The 16,567-nt window shown below is 66.4% G+C and carries 20 protein-coding genes; 5 read left to right on the forward strand and 15 right to left on the reverse strand.

Going from position 1 to position 16,567, the window contains the following annotated elements; all coding sequences use genetic code 11:
- Window positions 1–3: 3 nt before the first annotated feature.
- Window positions 4–483: an SRPBCC family protein gene (locus AC5P78_RS17220; RefSeq protein WP_024956419.1), complete on the reverse strand. Its 480-nt coding sequence runs from the start codon at window positions 481–483 to the stop codon at window positions 4–6.
- Window positions 464–889: an ArsR/SmtB family transcription factor gene (locus tag AC5P78_RS17225; RefSeq protein ID WP_223846393.1), complete on the reverse strand. Its 426-nt coding sequence runs from the start codon at window positions 887–889 to the stop codon at window positions 464–466. The genes AC5P78_RS17220 and AC5P78_RS17225 overlap by 20 nt, the downstream gene beginning before the upstream one ends.
- Window positions 890–949: 60 nt before the next feature.
- Between AC5P78_RS17225 and AC5P78_RS17230 the strand changes: the two genes are divergently transcribed.
- Window positions 950–1,243, forward strand: a complete 294-nt coding sequence (locus tag AC5P78_RS17230) for a PsiF family protein (RefSeq protein WP_005412985.1) — start codon at window positions 950–952, stop codon at window positions 1,241–1,243.
- Between the two features lie 308 nt (window positions 1,244–1,551).
- Here the strand turns inward: AC5P78_RS17230 and AC5P78_RS17235 are convergent, their stop codons facing one another.
- The 6 genes from AC5P78_RS17235 to rsmD all read right to left on the reverse strand — a co-directional run bounded on the left by AC5P78_RS17235 (window position 1,552) and on the right by rsmD (window position 6,386).
- Window positions 1,552–2,439: an MBL fold metallo-hydrolase gene (locus AC5P78_RS17235; RefSeq protein ID WP_005412984.1), complete on the reverse strand. Its 888-nt coding sequence runs from the start codon at window positions 2,437–2,439 to the stop codon at window positions 1,552–1,554.
- A gap of 121 nt (window positions 2,440–2,560) precedes the next feature.
- Entirely contained in the window at window positions 2,561–4,291 is a 1,731-nt protein-coding gene (gene ggt / locus AC5P78_RS17240; protein WP_049395944.1) for a gamma-glutamyltransferase, read from the reverse strand.
- Window positions 4,288–4,569 (reverse strand): YfhL family 4Fe-4S dicluster ferredoxin, encoded by a 282-nt coding sequence (locus AC5P78_RS17245; protein WP_004153175.1) that lies wholly within the window; start codon window positions 4,567–4,569, stop codon window positions 4,288–4,290. The genes ggt and AC5P78_RS17245 overlap by 4 nt, the downstream gene beginning before the upstream one ends.
- A 132-nt stretch (window positions 4,570–4,701) precedes the next feature.
- Entirely contained in the window at window positions 4,702–5,193 is a 492-nt protein-coding gene (locus AC5P78_RS17250; RefSeq protein ID WP_005409092.1) for a hypothetical protein, read from the reverse strand.
- Between the two features lie 60 nt (window positions 5,194–5,253).
- On the reverse strand, window positions 5,254–5,763 hold the full coding sequence (gene coaD / locus AC5P78_RS17255; RefSeq protein ID WP_005409091.1) for a pantetheine-phosphate adenylyltransferase: 510 nt from the start codon (window positions 5,761–5,763) through the stop codon (window positions 5,254–5,256).
- Window positions 5,764–5,789: 26 nt separating this feature from the next.
- On the reverse strand, window positions 5,790–6,386 hold the full coding sequence (gene rsmD, locus AC5P78_RS17260; protein WP_308150307.1) for a 16S rRNA (guanine(966)-N(2))-methyltransferase RsmD: 597 nt from the start codon (window positions 6,384–6,386) through the stop codon (window positions 5,790–5,792).
- Between the two features lie 634 nt (window positions 6,387–7,020).
- On the opposite strand from rsmD, the gene htpG reads away from it, so the two are divergent.
- Window positions 7,021–8,913: a molecular chaperone HtpG gene (htpG, locus tag AC5P78_RS17265; protein ID WP_138969703.1), complete on the forward strand. Its 1,893-nt coding sequence runs from the start codon at window positions 7,021–7,023 to the stop codon at window positions 8,911–8,913.
- 139 nt (window positions 8,914–9,052) lie between these two features.
- Here htpG and AC5P78_RS17270 read toward each other — a convergent pair whose 3' ends face one another.
- Window positions 9,053–9,352 carry a hypothetical protein gene (locus AC5P78_RS17270; RefSeq protein WP_012479775.1) on the reverse strand — a complete coding sequence of 100 codons (300 nt, stop codon included), beginning with the start codon at window positions 9,350–9,352 and terminating at the stop codon, window positions 9,053–9,055.
- A gap of 129 nt (window positions 9,353–9,481) precedes the next feature.
- Between AC5P78_RS17270 and ftsY the strand changes: the two genes are divergently transcribed.
- The 3 genes from ftsY (at window position 9,482) to AC5P78_RS17285 (ending at window position 12,281) form a co-directional block, all read left to right on the forward strand.
- Window positions 9,482–10,798, forward strand: a complete 1,317-nt coding sequence (gene ftsY, locus AC5P78_RS17275; RefSeq protein WP_012479774.1) for a signal recognition particle-docking protein FtsY — start codon at window positions 9,482–9,484, stop codon at window positions 10,796–10,798.
- A gap of 83 nt (window positions 10,799–10,881) precedes the next feature.
- Window positions 10,882–12,006 carry an A/G-specific adenine glycosylase gene (gene mutY, locus AC5P78_RS17280; protein ID WP_049395489.1) on the forward strand — a complete coding sequence of 375 codons (1,125 nt, stop codon included), beginning with the start codon at window positions 10,882–10,884 and terminating at the stop codon, window positions 12,004–12,006.
- Window positions 12,007–12,011: 5 nt separating this feature from the next.
- Window positions 12,012–12,281 carry an oxidative damage protection protein gene (locus tag AC5P78_RS17285; RefSeq protein ID WP_005409085.1) on the forward strand — a complete coding sequence of 90 codons (270 nt, stop codon included), beginning with the start codon at window positions 12,012–12,014 and terminating at the stop codon, window positions 12,279–12,281.
- A gap of 96 nt (window positions 12,282–12,377) precedes the next feature.
- On the opposite strand, the gene AC5P78_RS17290 is transcribed toward AC5P78_RS17285, so the two are convergent.
- From AC5P78_RS17290 to AC5P78_RS17315, 6 genes are all read right to left on the reverse strand, one after another.
- Window positions 12,378–12,836, reverse strand: coding sequence for a DUF6491 family protein (locus tag AC5P78_RS17290; protein ID WP_087803257.1), 459 nt, complete (start codon window positions 12,834–12,836; stop codon window positions 12,378–12,380).
- Between the two features lie 221 nt (window positions 12,837–13,057).
- The gene (gene lolD, locus AC5P78_RS17295) at window positions 13,058–13,771 is read right to left on the reverse strand and encodes a lipoprotein-releasing ABC transporter ATP-binding protein LolD (RefSeq protein ID WP_005409083.1); all 714 of its coding nucleotides are present in this window, start codon (window positions 13,769–13,771) and stop codon (window positions 13,058–13,060) included.
- Window positions 13,764–15,005 carry a lipoprotein-releasing ABC transporter permease subunit gene (locus tag AC5P78_RS17300; protein WP_005409082.1) on the reverse strand — a complete coding sequence of 414 codons (1,242 nt, stop codon included), beginning with the start codon at window positions 15,003–15,005 and terminating at the stop codon, window positions 13,764–13,766. The genes lolD and AC5P78_RS17300 overlap by 8 nt, the downstream gene beginning before the upstream one ends.
- Before the next feature lie 23 nt (window positions 15,006–15,028).
- Window positions 15,029–15,478: a hypothetical protein gene (locus tag AC5P78_RS17305; protein ID WP_043035022.1), complete on the reverse strand. Its 450-nt coding sequence runs from the start codon at window positions 15,476–15,478 to the stop codon at window positions 15,029–15,031.
- A complete protein-coding gene (locus tag AC5P78_RS17310) occupies window positions 15,429–15,677 on the reverse strand; it encodes an FAD assembly factor SdhE (RefSeq protein WP_005409080.1) in 249 nt (82 codons plus the stop codon). Before AC5P78_RS17310 ends, AC5P78_RS17305 begins: the two co-directional genes overlap by 50 nt.
- A 98-nt stretch (window positions 15,678–15,775) precedes the next feature.
- The gene (locus tag AC5P78_RS17315) at window positions 15,776–16,561 is read right to left on the reverse strand and encodes a succinate dehydrogenase iron-sulfur subunit (protein WP_005409079.1); all 786 of its coding nucleotides are present in this window, start codon (window positions 16,559–16,561) and stop codon (window positions 15,776–15,778) included.
- Between the last annotated feature and the right edge of the window lie 6 nt (window positions 16,562–16,567).

A 16,567-nucleotide genomic window follows, 5' to 3' on the forward strand; every position in this document is an offset into this window, starting at 1 on the left:
GGCCTACAGGCCGGCCGCGAACGCTTCCAGCTGGCCGATGACGGTGTTCCAGCCGTCGAAGAAGCCCATCTGCTCATGCTGGTCGCGCAGGGCCTTGTCCGGGTGCATCACCTGCGCGGTGTAACGACAGCCCTGGCCCTCATCCTCCATCGAGATGATGGCGGTGAAGCCCAGCCACGGTGACTGCGGCCGCCAACCCGGGCCCAGCATCGAGGTGAACACCAGACGCTGCTGCGGCACGATCTCCAGAAAGCTGCCCGGGTTGTCACTGCTGCCGCCGTCGGGGCCCTGCATGAAGGTGTGGAAGGCGCCGCCCGGGCGCAGGTCGAAGGCACGCACTTCGGTGGACCACGGCTTCGGGCACCACCACTGGCGCAGCAGCTCCGGGTCGGTCCACGCCCGCCACAGGGCGGCGCGCGGTGCGTTCAGTACGCGACTGATGACCAGATCGGTCTCGGGGTTGTTACCTGCGTCTACGGCCATGGGCCTGCTCCTGTCGGTGAAGGGTTTCGACAAACTCGACCATGCGGTCGGCGCGCGTTTCCCATATGGCACGTTGTTCGGCCAGCCATTGCTCGGCCTGGCCCAACCGTTCCGGCACCAGTTCGCAGGTGCGCACACGCCCCTGCTTGCGGCTGCGCACCACGCCACTGCGCTCCAGCACGGCCAGATGCTTCATCAGCGAGGGCAAGGCCATCTCAAAAGGCTCGGCCAAGGTCGACACCGTGCGCGGCCCCTGCCCCAGCGCCGCCACGATCGCGCATCGGGTGGGGTCGGCCAGTGCCTGGAACACGTCTTGAATGGCGGGATCATACTTACCCATATGGCTAATTAATACGCCGATCTGAATGCCCCTGCAAGCGGTCGCTGCCGAGGCACGATTCTTCACGTGGCGTTGCTGCCTGCAGGCCAATGCTCCGCGCACCCGCCACCGCCTGGAGTGCTCTCGATGAAAGCTTCTTTCCTGCTGGCCGCTGTCCTGCTGGTCGGCCTGCCCCTGGCTGCCAATGCCACCACGCCGCAGCAGCAGCGCATGGCCGACTGCTCGGCCAAGAACAAGGGCTTGAAGGGTGACGCCTACAAGACCGCGCAGAGTTCCTGCCTCAGTGGCCACGCTGCCGAAGCCAAGCCGGCCAACGCGCAACAGGAACGCATGCGCAAGTGCAACGCTGACGCGGGTGCCAAGAAGCTGGCCGGTGACGCGCGCAAGACCTTCATGAGCAGCTGCCTGAAGGCGTCGTAGCATCGCTCGTCCAGTTCAATCGAATGGGGGCAGAGCCCGTTGCACAGCAATGGCATTCGACCCCATTTGAATATCGATATCTGACAGATGTGCCGACCAACGGTCGGCACCCACCAATAGCCACCGGCCACCTGTCAGAGGTGGGGGCGGTGTGGGTGGGCAGGCGCCGTGGATGACGCCATCGAGCCCCCATGGATGGGTTTACGGCGTGTCCTGACCATCCACACCGCCCCGCCATCCCACGGAATGCCGTTCTTGATCTTGCTTCGGCTTCTGCAGGTGCAGGGAACAGCCCTGCCGAACACCCGTCACCCCAGCGCGCGCGCCTTCAATTCACCCTGCTCGTGCAGGGTCACGAAACGCCCCTTGTCATCGCGACCCAGCTGCGCCAGCGCCACCTGCGGGTCGTGGGTGAAAAACAGATGCACGTTGCGCGCCAGCTTGTCCTCAAGGAACTGCCGCTTCTCGTCGATCAGGAGCTCGGCATTGCGGTCGTAGCCCATGGTGATCGGCACGTGTACCCATGAGCGCCCCGGGATCAGGTCGGCACAGAACACCACCCCGCCGTGCGCATCTTCGCCGGCGTGCGCGTGGCCGACGATCTCGGCCAGCATCAACCCCGGCGTGTGGCCATCGCTGTAGCTGAAGCGAACGCTGCGACCCAGAACCTTCGAATACTCGCCGTCCACTACTTCCAGGCGACCGCTGGCCTGCAGCAGGCCAGGCAGCTCCGGAATGAAGCTGGCACGGTCGCGCGGATGCGGCTGCATGGCGCGCTGCCAATGCTGCGCACCGACCACATAAGTCGCATTGGGGAACAGCAGTTCCGGCTCACGCCCTTCGCTCCATGCCGCCAGCAGGCCACCGGCATGATCGAAATGCAGGTGGCTGAGCACGACGACATCAATGTCCTCGTGCTCGAAACCTGCTTCGCGCAACGAATCGATCAGTACGTGCTGGCTTTCCTGCACGCCATAGCGCTCACGCATGCGCGGATCGAAGAACGCCCCGATACCGGTTTCAAACAGCACGGTCTTGCCTTCCAGCGGGCTGGCAAGCAGCGCACGGCAGGCCAGCTCGATGCGATTGAGCTCGTCCGGTGCCGCCCATTTTTCCCACAACGCGCGCGGCGCGTTGCCGAACATCGCGCCGCCGTCGAGGCGCTGCGAGTTTCCACGAATAGACCAGAGTTTCATGTGTCGATTATCGGCGCCGGCTCGTTAAATAATCGCTAGAAAGGAAACAGAAAACCCCGCCGTCAAGGGCGGGGTTTTCGGTAAACAGCCAGATTGGCGGCCAGCGGCCGGCACGACCGGATCAGCGTGCCGGCACGACCAGGGCGCTGCCCACCGGGTTGCGCGGGTCGCTGCCGCCAAACAGCTTGTTGGCCTTCCGGTCCCATTCCACGGTCTGCAGGTTGCCCCACACGTGGCTGGACCCGCGGCCCCCGGCGGCCACATTGCCCGGCAGGTCGATCTTGTGACCCATCGCCTGCAGCTGCTTCACCGTGGCCGCGTCGAATGCATCGTCCTCGGCTTCGATCAGGTCCGGCAGCCACTGGTGGTGATAGCGCGGCAGCGCGGCAACCTGCTGCGCGTCCAGGCCGGCGTCGTAGCCGAGGATGCCCAGCAGCACCATGGTGATGATGCGGCTGCCACCCGGGGTGCCCAGCACCACCACCTTGTCGGCGTTCTCCATGAAGGTCGGGGTCATCGAGCTGAGCATGCGCTTGCCCGCCTTCGGCGCATTGGCCTCGTAGCCCATCACGCCGAACGCGTTGGGCGTGCCCGGCTTCAGCGCGAAGTCGTCCATCTCGTTGTTCAGCAGCACGCCGGTGCCCTTCGGAATCAGCCCCGAGCCGTACAGCAGGTTGACGGTCTGGGTCGCGCCGACCCGGTTGCCGTCACGGTCGATGATCGAGAAGTGCGTGGTCTCGTCATCTTCCAGCGGCGTCGGGTTGCCCGACAGCAGGTCGCTGGGCGTGGCCTTCTCCGGATGGATGGTCGCCCGCAGGCCCTGTGCGTAGTCCTTGCTGGTCAGCACCTTCTGCGGGATCTGCACGAAGTCCGGATCGCCGAGGAAGAAAGTGCGGTCGCGGTAGGCACGGCGCATCGACTCCACCACCAGGTGGGTGCGGTGCGCCGGGTCCATCTTGTTGATGTCCCAGCCTTCCAGGATCTGCAGCATGCTGGCCAGCGCGATGCCACCGGACGACGGCGGCGGAGCGGTGGTGATCTTCCAGCCGTTGTAGTTGAACACGATCGGTTCGCGCTGCTTCACGCGATAGCCGGCCAGCTCTTCAGCGGTCCACTGGCCGCCGGCCTGCTTCACGCCGGCCAGCAACAGCTTTCCGGTCTGGCCCTTGTAGAAGCCATCGAAGCCACCTGCGGCCAAGCGCTCCAGCGTCTGTGCCAGCTCCGGCTGCTTGAACAGGTCACCGCTGGTGATCGGCTTGCCGTTGCGCAGGTAGACCTCACGGGTGCCGGGATAGCGCTCCATCACCTCACGGCGAGAGGCATAGCCCTTGGCCATGCGGTCGTAGACCGGGAAGCCTTCGCGCGCGATGCGGATCGCCGGCTGCAGCGATGCAGACAGCGGCAGCTTGCCGTGCCTGGCCGACAGCTCGACCAGCGCCGCAGGCAGGCCCGGAATACCGGCCGACCACGCACCGTTGACCGAGCGGTCACGGTCGAGGTTGCCCTGCTTGTCGAGGAAGGCCTGCGGCGTTGCCGCGGCCGGCGCGGTCTCGCGCGCGTCCAGCATCACGTCCTTGCCGGTGGCCGCGTCGTGCAGCAGGAAGAAGCCACCGCCACCCAGCCCGGAACTGATCGGCTCGACCACCGCCAGCGTGGACGATACCGCCACCGCGGCGTCGAAGGCGTTGCCGCCCTGCGCCAGGATGTCGATGCCGGCCTGGGTGGCCAGCGCGTGGCCGCTGGCAATGGCCGCGCCGTCGGGGCGCTCGGCACGGGCCGGGCTGTCGGCCCAGGCAATCGGGCTCAGCAGCAGGCCGAGCAGCAACAGGGGGCGGACGATCAGCGTCTTCATTCGGATGGGGGCTCCGCATAGAGTTCGGGGTGATCGTGCTGCAGCTGGCGCAGCTTGGCCAGCAGCTGGTCTTCCGTTTCCACGATCTCCGGGTCCGGATCGATGCACTCGACCGGGCAGACGACCACGCACTGTGGCTCGTCGAAATGACCCACGCATTCGGTGCAGCGCGCAGGGTCGATCACGTAGATGGTTTCACCCATCGCAATGGCCTGGTTCGGGCAGGCCGGCTCGCATACGTCGCAGTTGACGCAGAGCTCGTTGATTTTCAGCGACACGGCGATACTCCTCGCCCGCGCCCTGGGACAAAGGACCGGCCAGCGCGGGCGCGCGGGCCGGTCAGGTCATCAGCGGCGCCCTTGCAGGACGCCGCCCGGGCCATGCCGGAGCATGGCCGCCATGGCTCGGTCTTACTTGGCTTCGACGAAAATGTACTCGGCACCGGTCGGCTGGATCGCAGCCTGAACGCGGGCGTTGTCGGCCGACTGGCCGATGAAGACGACGCGCACGCCCTTCATCGAATCCGGCGACACGTCCTTGAACACGGCCTGGATCATGTCAGCCATCTTGCCCGAGGCCGACGAACCGAAGGCCAGCATGTTGCCCGGCTGCACGCCACGGGCCACGGCCTGGGTCGCGCTCTCGGTCTGGCGCTCGTACTTGGCCTGGAAGTCCGGGTCCGATTCCGGCGAGAGGTAGTACAGGAACGGGCTGTTGGTGATGTTGCCCATGTTCTGGATCGCCACTTCCTGCAGGTACTTCTTCCAGCCTGCATCATCATCCTTGGCCGGGGCGACCAGGGCCTGCTTGGCCTCGTCGACCGGAGCGGCCTCTTCCTTCTTGCAGGCGGTGAAGGCCAGGGCCAACGAAGCGATCAGCATCGCGCGCATGGTGGTGTTCATGGGTTTCCTCCCGGAATGGTGCGTGGTGTTGTACGTAATGGGGTGCGGGTACAGCGGGGCTTACGACTGTGCCGCCTTCGCTTCGCGGACCTTGCGCAGGGCTTCGAGCACCGCGGCCGGCACGAAGCCGGACACGTCGCCGCCCAGGCGCGCGATCTCGCGGACCAGCGAGGACGAAATGAAGCTGTGCTGCTCGGCCGGGGTCAGGAACAGGGTCTCGACCTCGGGGATCAGGTGGCGGTTCATGCTGGCCATCTGGAACTCGTACTCGAAGTCGGACACCGCGCGCAGGCCGCGCAGCAGCACCCCACCCTGGACCGAACGGACGAAATGGGCCAGCAGGGTGTCGAAGCCGATGACCTCGACGTTGCCATGGTGGCCCAGTGCGCCACGCGCCAGCTGCACGCGCTGCTCCAGCGGTAGCGCCGGGCCCTTGGACGGGCTCTGCGCCACGCCCACCACGACCTTTTCAAACAGCGGCGCGGCCCGGCTGACCAGGTCGATATGACCGTTGGTGATCGGGTCGAACGTGCCGGGATAGACGGCAATGCGGCGGTTGGCCACGGTCATGGGCGGATGCAGATGTTCAGATGAGGTCAAAGTGTAGCAGTGGCGCGGCGGTACAGGGCAAAGCGCACCTCGCGGGTACCGCCCTCGCGGTGCAGCAGCCAGTCCGGCGGCAGCACCGGCACGTGGCCGGCCGGGGATTCCAGGTACAGCCAGGCATCGGCGGCCAGGTGCCGCGGCAGCTGCGCCAGCACGTCCTGCCACAGGCCATCGGCGAACGGCGGGTCGATGAAGACCAGATCGGCCTGCTGCGCGGGTGCGCCCTGCAGCCAGCGCAGGGCATCGGCCTGCACCACGGTGATCTGGTCGGCGGCCTGGAGCTTGGCCACGGCCGCGGTCAGATTGCGTCCCAGCTGCGCGTCGCGCTCGACCAGGGTGGCGTGGGCGGCACCGCGCGAGACCGCCTCCAGGCCCAGCGCGCCACTGCCGGCGAACAGGTCCAGCACCCGCGCGCCGCCCAGTCTGGGCATCAACCAGTTGAAAAGGGTCTCGCGCACGCGGTCACTGCTGGGCCGCAGCCCCGGCAGGGTCGGCACCGGCAGGCGGGTATTGCGCCAGCGACCGCCGATGATGCGGACCTGGCCGTCATTGCTCCCACGGCCGCTCACAGGCGCCCCCGGCGGGATGTATTCAAGAAATTCAGCATGAGCGGGATTGTAGTCGTCCGGGCGGCGCCCGGAACCCGCAGAGACCGAAGCAACAGCCAGAGCAACGGCAAAAGCTGGTTCCCTGTGGGTAGGCGGGGTGGGCCAGGTTGTGGGGGACGCCGTAAACCCGTCCATGGGGGCTTGGCCGCGGCATCCATGCCGCGGACACCCCCACAACCTGCCCCACCCCGCCTTCGACAGTTTCCTGCGATCTGCCGGAAGGTCTCTTGGGGTCAGATCCGTTTTCCTGCGGAAAACTGATCTGACCCCATTTGATGTATCGATATCTGACAGATGTGTCGACCAAGGTCGACACCTGCCAACAGCCGCGTGAACCTGTCAGAGGCGGGGCGGTGTGGGTTGGCAGGACCGTTGGCGCCATGGATGGCGCCATCGAGCCCCCAGGGACGGGTTTACGGCGTGTCCTGCCAACCCACACCGCCCCGCCATCCCACGGATAGCCCGCTGTTGCTGTTGCTGTTGCTGTTGCTTCGGCCTCTGCAGGTGCAGGGCTGCAAGCCCTGCCGACCAACCCCTTGATTTCGGGACAATCAGCCATACCCCTTGGCGAGGCCGCACGCGCTGGCGCGGCATTGCACATGGAGCCCTATCGATGACCGAGACCACCCAGACCGAAACCCTTGGCTTCCAGACCGAAGTCAAGCAGCTGCTGCAGCTGATGATCCACTCGCTGTACTCCAACAAGGAGATCTTCCTGCGCGAGCTGGTCTCCAACGCCGCTGACGCTGCCGACAAGCTGCGCTTCGAAGCCCTGACCCAGCCGGCCCTGCTTGAAGGTGACAGCGAGCTGCGCGTGCGCGTCAGCTTCGACTCCGCCGCCCACACCATCACCATCGAAGACAACGGCATCGGCATGAGCCGCGCCGAGGCCATTGCCCACCTCGGCACGATCGCCAAGTCCGGCACCGGCGATTTCCTGCGCCAGCTGTCCGGCGACCAGAAAAAGGATTCGCAGCTTATCGGCCAGTTCGGCGTCGGCTTCTACAGTGCCTTCATCGTTGCAGACCAAGTGGAAGTGACCTCGCGCCGCGCCGGCCTGGCTGCAGGCGAAGGCGTGCGCTGGACCTCGCGCGGCGAAGGCGATTTCGAAGTGGCCACCATCGACAAGGCCGAGCGCGGCACCCGCATCGTGCTGCACCTGAAGGACGGCGAGCACGACTTCGCCGATGGCTGGCGCCTGCGCGGCATCCTCAAGAAGTATTCGGACCATATCGGCCTGCCGATCCAGATGCCGAAGGAAGGTGGCGAAGAAGGCGCCGCGGTCGAATGGGAAACCGTCAATCGCGCCAGCGCGCTGTGGACCCGCCCGCGCACCGAGATCAGCGACGCCGAGTACACCGAGTTCTACAAGCACGTGGCACACGACCACAGCGATCCGCTGGCATGGAGCCACAACAAGGTCGAAGGCAAGCTGGAATACACCTCGCTGCTGTACGTGCCCGGCCGCGCGCCGTTCGACCTGTATCACCGCGATGCGCCCAAGGGCCTGAAGCTGTACGTGCAGCGCGTGTTCGTGATGGACCAGGCCGAGCAGTTCCTGCCGCTGTACCTGCGCTTCATCAAGGGCGTGGTCGATTCCAACGACCTGTCGCTGAACGTCTCGCGCGAGATCCTGCAGTCCGGCCCGGTCATCGATTCGATGAAGGCCGCACTGACCAAGCGCTCGCTGGACATGCTGGAAAAGCTGGCCACAGAGAAGCCGGAGCAGTACGCCACGTTCTGGAAAGAATTCGGCCAGGTGCTGAAGGAAGGCCCGGCCGAGGACTACAACAACCGCGAGAAGGTGGCCGGCCTGCTGCGCTTCGCCTCTACCCGTGGCGACGGCGATGCGCAGAACGTGTCGCTGGCTGACTACCTCGGCCGCATGGCCGAAGGCCAGGACAAGATCTACTACCTGACCGGCGAGAGCTACAGCCAGGTGCGCAACAGCCCGCACCTGGAAGTGTTCCGCAAGAAGGGCGTGGAAGTGCTGCTGCTGACCGACCGCATAGACGAGTGGCTGATGGGCTACCTGACCGATTTCGACGGCAAGGGCTTCGTCGACATCGCCCGCGGCGACCTCGACCTGGGCGCGCTGGAAACCGAAGCGGACAAGCAGCAACAGGAAGCAGCGGCCAAGGACAAGCAGGGCCTGGTCGAGCGACTGAAGACGGTGCTGGGCGATGACGTGGCCGACGTGCGCGTCTCGCACCGCCTGACCGATTCGCCGGCGGTGCTGGCCATCGGCGAACAGGACCTGGGCCTGCAGATGCGCCAGATTCTGGAAGCCAGCGGGCAGAAGGTGCCGGACAGCAAGCCGGTGCTGGAGATCAACCCGGGCCATCCGCTGATCGCCAAGCTGGATGCTGAAGCCGATGGCGCGCGTTTCGACGATCTGGGCCGGGTGCTGTTCGACCAGGCTGCATTGGCCGCCGGCGACAGCCTGAAGGATCCGGGCGCCTATGTGGCGCGCCTGAACAAGCTGCTGCTGGAGCTGTCGGCCTGATCGACAAGGTGGTGGCCGGGCATGGCCCGGCGATGCTCTGGTAGAGGCCAACCTTGGTTGGCACCTGCCAGGGCGGATCGAGCGTGCCAACCAAGGTTGGCACCCACCACAGGCGGCGGTTGGCACTTGGCGAGCGGGTTCAGGCCTCGCGATCCAGCAGCGAGCCCAGCATCTGGTCCTGGCGTCGGATCACCGCGGCGTTGGAAGCGAAAGCCACCACCTCGGCTTTCGCTGCCAGCAGATCACCCAGTGGTGCACTGACATCGGCGCCGGTAGGGGTCACCGCGGCCTGCACCCCGCCCTGCTCCACCGTACTGCGTTGCAGCTGCAGGCGTTGGGCATCAGGAGTCGCCAGGTTGGCCACGTTGTGCGCGGCCACCTGCACGCCCTGCTGGGCCGCACGCATCCCGCCGAGGGCGATTCCCATCACGTTGTTCATGGCGGTCTCCGGACCGCCCTGCGCAGCCCTCCGGACCGGTTAACGGCCGGCCGGCCGCGACCTTGAGTCCACATCGGCCCGACAGGCCTGAGTGGTAGCATATCCCTCTGATTTCAGCGCCTTTTGCCAATGCTCAGTTTTTTCCGCCGCAAGAAGCCCCAGGATGCCCCCGCAACGGAGGCACCCAAGACCCAGCACTACTCGGCTGAAGAGCTGGCGGCGGCGTTTCCGTCGGCCGCGCCGGTCGAGGACAAGGAGCCGGCACCGGTAGCCGTACCGGCCGAGCCTGCACCGGTCGAGCCGCCCCCGGCAACCGCCGTTCCGGTCGCTGTCGAGCCCACCCCGGCGATTCCGGCCCCAGCCGCAGCGGTTCCGGCAGCTCCTGCGCCGACGGCGCAGATCGACGTCGCCCCCATCGCGACCCCGGCCATCGAACCGGCACCCGCACCGCTGCCCGAGCCCACCCCGGCACCGGTCACCGACGACCTGCCTGCTGCCGCCTCGGTCGACGCTGCTCCGGCTCCTGCCGGCAAGCCCGGCTGGCGCGAACGCCTGCGCAACAGCGTCATCGCGCGCAGCTTCGGTGGCCTGTTCTCGCGCAACCCAAAACTCGACGACGACCTGCTGGACGAGCTGGAAACCGCCCTGATCACCGCCGACGTCGGCGTGGGTGCCACCACCGATCTGGTCGAGGGGCTGCGCAAGCGCATGAAGTCGCGCGAGTTCGCAGATGCAAATGCGCTGCTGGCCGCGCTGCGCGCCGAGCTGATCGCGATCCTGCAGCCGGTGGCCAAGCCGCTGGTGATCGACCGCAATGCCAAGCCCTTCGTGGTGCTGACCGTCGGCGTCAACGGCGTTGGCAAGACCACCACCATCGGCAAGCTGGCCAAGCGTTTCAAGGATGAAGGCCACAGCCTGATGCTTGCCGCCGGCGACACCTTCCGCGCCGCCGCCGTCGCACAGCTGCAGGCCTGGGGCGAGCGCAACGGCGTGGCCGTGGTCGCCCAAGGGCAGAACGCCGATGCCGCTTCGGTGGCATTCGATGCGCTGCAGGCCGGCAAGGCCCGTGGCACCTCGGTGTTGATCGCCGATACCGCCGGCCGCCTGCACACCCAGTCCGGCCTGATGAACGAGCTGGGCAAGATCCGCCGCGTGCTCGGCAAGATCGACGCCACTGCACCGCACGAAGTACTGATGGTGATCGACGGCACCACCGGCCAGAACGCGCTGTCGCAGCTGCGCCAGTTCAATGCCGCGGTGAACGTGACCGGCCTGGTGGTGACCAAGCTGGACGGCACTGCCAAGGGCGGCGTGGTGTTCGCGCTGGCCCGCGAGTTCGGCATTCCGATCCGTTTCGCCGGCATCGGCGAGCGCCCGGAAGACCTGCGCGTATTCGATCCGGAAGCCTTCGTTGACGCCCTGCTGCCCGAAGCGCTGGGTGCCTGATAGACCGTGCAGCCACGCATGGCGTGGCTCTACTGCAGCCCGGTAGAGCCCCCCATGGGTGGCTGCCCACCTCCGGAATACCGATGCCCCGCCAGCCGCACGCCAGCGCCGGAACCACGCAGACCGACGACTTCGTCGCCCACCTGCTGCATTGGTTCGACGACCACGGCCGCCACGACCTGCCCTGGCAGCATCCGCGCAGCCCCTATCGGGTCTGGTTGTCGGAAATCATGCTGCAGCAGACCCAGGTGAGTACGGTCATCCCGTACTTCCAGCGGTTCCTGCAGCACTTCCCGACCCTGCCCGACCTCGCCGCCGCCGGCAATGACGCGGTGATGGCGCAGTGGGCCGGGCTCGGCTACTACGCCCGCGCACGCAACCTGCACGCGGCAGCCAAGCGCTGCGTGGAACTGCACGACGGCGACCTGCCACGTGACTTCGACGCACTGCATGCCCTGCCCGGCATCGGCCGCAGCACCGCCGGTGCGATCCTCAGCCAGGCCTGGAACGACCCGTTCGCGATCCTCGATGGCAACGTCAAGCGGGTGCTCAGCCGCTACCACGGCATCGACGGCTTCCCGGGCCTTCCGGCCATCGAGAAGCAGTTGTGGGCGATCGCCGAGGCGCACGTGGCGCAGGTGCCGACCGGGCGCATGGCCGATTACACCCAGGCGCAGATGGACCTGGGCGCGACCGTGTGCAGCCGCGCCAGACCCGCCTGCGTGATCTGCCCACTGCAGGACGCGTGCGTGGCGCGCCGCGAAGGCCGCACTGCCGAACTGCCGACGCCCAAGCCCAGCAAGACCCTGCCCGAACGAGAAGCAGTGGCCCTGCTGCTGCGCGACCCCCAGCAGCGCGTGCTGCTGCAGAAGCGGCCGGACACCGGCATCTGGGCGCAACTGTGGACGCTGCCGCAGGCCGAGGCCGGCAGCGACCTGCAGGACTGGTTCGATGCGCATGTTGAAGGTTCGCTGGAAGACGCCGAGGAGTTGCCAGTGCTGCAGCACACCTTCAGTCACTACAGGCTGCACCTGCAGGTACTGTCGCGCCAGGTGAACGGCCTGCGCGTGGAAGAACCCACGTTGCGCTGGGTCGCCTACGATGAACTGCGCGCGCTGGGCCTGCCCGCGCCGATCCGCAAACTGCTCGACGGCGCGACGATCAAGACGCCAAAACGAACTTCCAAGAAACCCCGCAACCACGAGTGAGTGCCATGCCCCGAACCGTCTTCTGCCAGTACGAACAACGCGATGCCGAGGGCCTGGACTTCGTGCCCTACCCCGGCGAGCTGGGCCAGCGCATCTTCAACAACATCGGCAAGCAGGCCTGGGCTGCGTGGCTGGCGCACCAGACCATGCTGATCAACGAGAACCGCCTGTCGCCGCGTACGCCGGAACATCGCGCGTTCCTTGAAGGCGAACTGGTCAAGTTCCTGTTCGAGAAGGACGCGCAAAAGCCGGCCGGCTTCACTCCGGAAGCCTGACGCACAGGTAGTGCCGGCTGCGAACAAAAAAGGGGACGGAGGGGATTAAGTCGTTTGTGGTACAAACGACTTAATCCCCTCCGTCCCCTTTTTTGATCAATTCGCCGGCGCGGTGTTTTCCTCGCGCTCCTGCACCTGCGCCTGGCGCAGCTCCTGCTCGGAAGCGCGTAGTGCCTTCACATCCAGCTTGCGGATGCTGTCGATGAAACACGGCAGGCGCGGGCCGCCGGTAGGGTCGCGCACCAGCACCTTGTCGAAACGCGCCGAAACACGATTCATCTGGCTGGTCAGGCCGATGGCGGTGGCATATGGCAGGTCCTGGCAGGGCCCCCTCAACTCCAGCAGGTAGGCCTCGCTGGGACGCGTCCATACCGCAAGCGCGCTGTCACCCAGCTCGGTCCAGCCATTGAGGGTGCCGAAGAACTGCATGTCGTTCTGCGGCGCGCCGGCGTGGGCACGGTACAGGTCAAGCTTCTCGGCGCTGCTGAGCCGGCCAGTGGTCGCACACGCGGCCAGCGCCAGGCAGAGTCCGGCCACCAGGAACGGGGTCTTCATGGCGATCTCCTCGGGGAACTGTCGCCATCATGCGCCCGGGCCGGCAACGGCGGCGCGACGACCGACAGCCCCATTCAGGCGCTGGTCGGCGGTCGACCAAGGCCGACCTCTACCAAAGCAGACCCAAGGCCCCGGATTCCGGAAGTCACCAACCTTGGCTGGCGCCTGCCCTGCAGGAGCAGCCGACCAGGGTCGGCTTCCACAAAAGCGGCCCCGGCGCCTCAGACGTCGGCGTGGGCCAGGGCGTGCAAGCGCCCTTCGCGCAGCTCCAGCACCCGGTCGAGGCGGCGCGCCAGGCTGCGGTCGTGGGTGACCAGCACCAGGCTGGTGTGACGCGCACGATTCAGTTCCAGCATCAGCTCGAACACCGTGGCGGCCGTGCGGTCATCCAGGTTGCCGGTCGGCTCGTCACCCAGCACGCAGGCTGGGTGATTGACCAGTGCCCGCGCCACCGCAGCACGCTGCCGCTCACCACCAGACAGCTCGCCCGGCTTGTGATCCAGGCGGTGGCCGAGGCCCACCGCTTCCAGCAGCGTGGTGGCCCGGCTGCTCGCTTCTGCTACCGCAGTGCCAGCCAGCAGTACCGGCATCATCACGTTTTCCAGCGCGGTGAACTCCGGCAGCAGGTGATGGAACTGGTAGACGAAGCCCAGCGCCTGGTTGCGCAGCAGACCGCGCGCGGTATCCGACAGCGCCGACATGCGCTGCCCGGTCACGTAGACCTCGCCGGCGGTTGGAATGTCCAGGCCGCCCAGCAGGTGCAGCAGCGTGCTCTTGCCGGCGCCGGAGGCACCGATGATCGCCACCGTCTCGCCGGCGGTCACGGTCAGGTCCAGGCCATCGAACACCGGGGTCTGCATGCGCCCTTCGGCGTAGGTCTTGCCCAGTGCTTCGGCGCGGATCACTTCGTCGCCGCGGTTGAAGACCTTATTCATAACGCAGGGCCTCCGCCGGCTGGGTGCGTGCTGCCCGCCAGGCGGGATACAGGGTGGCCAGGAAGCTCATCAGCAGCGCGACCACGGTGATCGCCACCACGTCGCCGGTCTGCATGTCGGTCGGCAGGCCGGTGATGTAGTACACATCCTCCGGCAGCAGCTTGACGTTGAACACGCTCTCGATGGCGCCGAGGATGCGTTCCAGGTTGAGGGTCAGGGTGATGCCGCCGATCAGGCCGGCCAGCGTGCCGAAGATGCCGATCAGCGAACCCTGCACCATGAACACCTGCATCACCCCGCCCGGCGTCAGGCCAAGGGTGCGCAGGATGGCGATGTCGGCCTGTTTGTCGGTGACCAGCATCACCTGCGACGACACCAGGTTGAAAGCGCCCATGGCGATGATCAGCGACAGCAGGATGCCCATCACTACCTTCTCCATGCGCAGCGAGTGGTAGAGGTTGGCATTCTGCTGGGTCCAGTCACTTACCCGGTACGCGCCGCCGAGGCTCTGCGCCAGGTCCACGCCCACTTCCAGCGAGCGGTCCATGTCGTGCAGTTTCAGCCGCACGCCGGTAGCGCCATCGGAACGCAGCACGCGCTCCAGGTCCTGCATGTTGGCGAAGCCGACGCCGCGGTCGACCTCGTTGTAGCCGGCCTCGAAGATGCCGCTGACGGTGAAGCGTTTCATCCGCGGCACTGCGCCAGCGGGCGTGCCCTGCACTTCTGCAAAGGTCACCAGCACCTGGTCGCCAACGTCCACGCCCAGCCAGACCGCCAGCTCTTTGCCCAGCAGCACGTTGAAGCTGCCCGGCTTGAGGCTGTCATAGCTGCCCTTGGTGACCTTCTTGTCGATCACCGACACCTTCGGCTCCAGCGCCGGATCGATGCCCTGGATGATTGCGCCCTGCACGCGCGGGCCGCTGATCATCGACTGGATCTCGATGTACGGCGCGGCACCTGCCACGCGCGGGTCCTTGCGGGCGACGTCCACCACGCGCATCCAGTCAGGCATCGGCTCGCCGTCGCGGCTGATGGTGGTGTGCGCGGTCATCTGCAGCAGGCGGCTGCGGATTTCCTTCTGGAAACCGCTCATCACCGCCAGGGTGGTGATCAGCACCGTAACGCCGAGCGCGATGCCCAGGATCGATGCCATCGAGATGAAGGAGATGAAGCCGTTGCGGCGCTTGGCGCGCAGGTAGCGCAGGCCAATGGCCACGGGAATGGGTTTGAACATGCAGGCACGCCGGTCAATTCAGCTTATGGTGCCATCGACCGGGGCCTACGGGAAACGCCGCGTGCGGCCACGGCCAGTCGCAGTTCACGTCGCTGCCTGGAATCGAGCACATCGGGCCAGAACAGCAGGCGCCGGCGGCACCGATCCTCACGCCAGAGCAACAACAGCCACGGCCCACGCACGACCAGTTGTGGTGCATCGACGTCCTGCCCGGCCACCTGCAGCGGCTCGGGCGGTACCGGCAGAAGCACCTGCACGCGCGGCCTGCGCTGGCGCCAGGCCAGTTCGGCCAACCCGATGCCCCAGGCCAGCAACACCGCCGGCGTCAGCAGCCTGGGCGGCAGATCCGATGCACGCAGCAGCCAGGGTGCGGCCAGCAGCACCGCCAGCTGGGCGGCGGCCTGCAGCCGCGAGGGGCGCCACTCAAGGCTTGAGGGCGAGGATCTTCTGCATGAGGGGGATCGCGTGCGCATGCGGGCAGGCCTCATAGCCCATGAACCAGCGCCACAACTTATCGTCCTCGCAGTCGAGCAGGAACAGGAAAACCTCGCGCTCCTCGGTCGGCGCGGTGCTCCATTCGTGGTCGAGATAACGGCCGAACAGCTGGTCCAGCTCACGCATGCCGCGGCGGCAGCGCCAGCGCAGCTTCTTCAGCAGAACGTCTTCTTCCATCGTGTTTCTCCAGATACAGCAAAGCCACGCAAGGCGTGGCTCTACTGCGGTGGCACAGCCACGCATGGCGTGGCTCTACCGGGTACGGCCAGAGCCGATCAGGCGCGGCGTTCCATCATCAGCTTCTTGATCTCGGCGATCGCCAGCGCCGGGTTCAGGCCCTTCGGGCAGGTCCGGGCGCAGTTCATGATGGTGTGGCAGCGGTACAGCTTGAACGGATCTTCCAGATCGTCCAGGCGCGCACCGGTGTCCTCATCGCGCGAGTCGATGATCCAGCGGTAGGCCTGCAGCAGGATCGCCGGGCCCAGGTAACGCTCGCCGTTCCACCAGTAGCTCGGGCAGCTGGTCGAGCAGCAGGCGCACAGGATGCACTCGTACAGGCCGTCCAGCTTCTTGCGGTCTTCCGGCGACTGCAGGCGCTCACGGTCCGGCGGTGCCGGGGTCTGGGTGCGGATCCACGGCTTGATCGAGGCGTACTGCGCATAGAAGTGGGTCAGGTCCGGAACCAGATCCTTCACCACGTTCATGTGCGGCAGCGGGTAGATCGGCACTTCCTTCTTGCCGCAGTCCGAGATGGCTCGGGTGCAGGCCAGGGTGTTGGTGCCGTCGATGTTCATCGCGCACGAACCACAGATGCCTTCGCGGCACGAGCGGCGGAAGGTCAGGGTCGGGTCGATCTCGTTCTTGATCTTGATCAGGGCGTCCAGGACCATCGGGCCACAGGCGTCCAGATCGACTTCATAGGTATCGGTGCGCGGGTTGCTGTCGTCGTCCGGACTCCAGCGGTAGATCTTGAAGGTGCGCACGTTCTTGCCGCCGTTCTTGACGGGGAAGTGCTTGCCCTTCGTGATCTTGGAATTCTTGGGGAGTGAAAACTCGGCCATGGCTGC

The sequence above is a fragment of the Stenotrophomonas sp. YJH_SMC_133 genome (assembly GCF_059370655.1).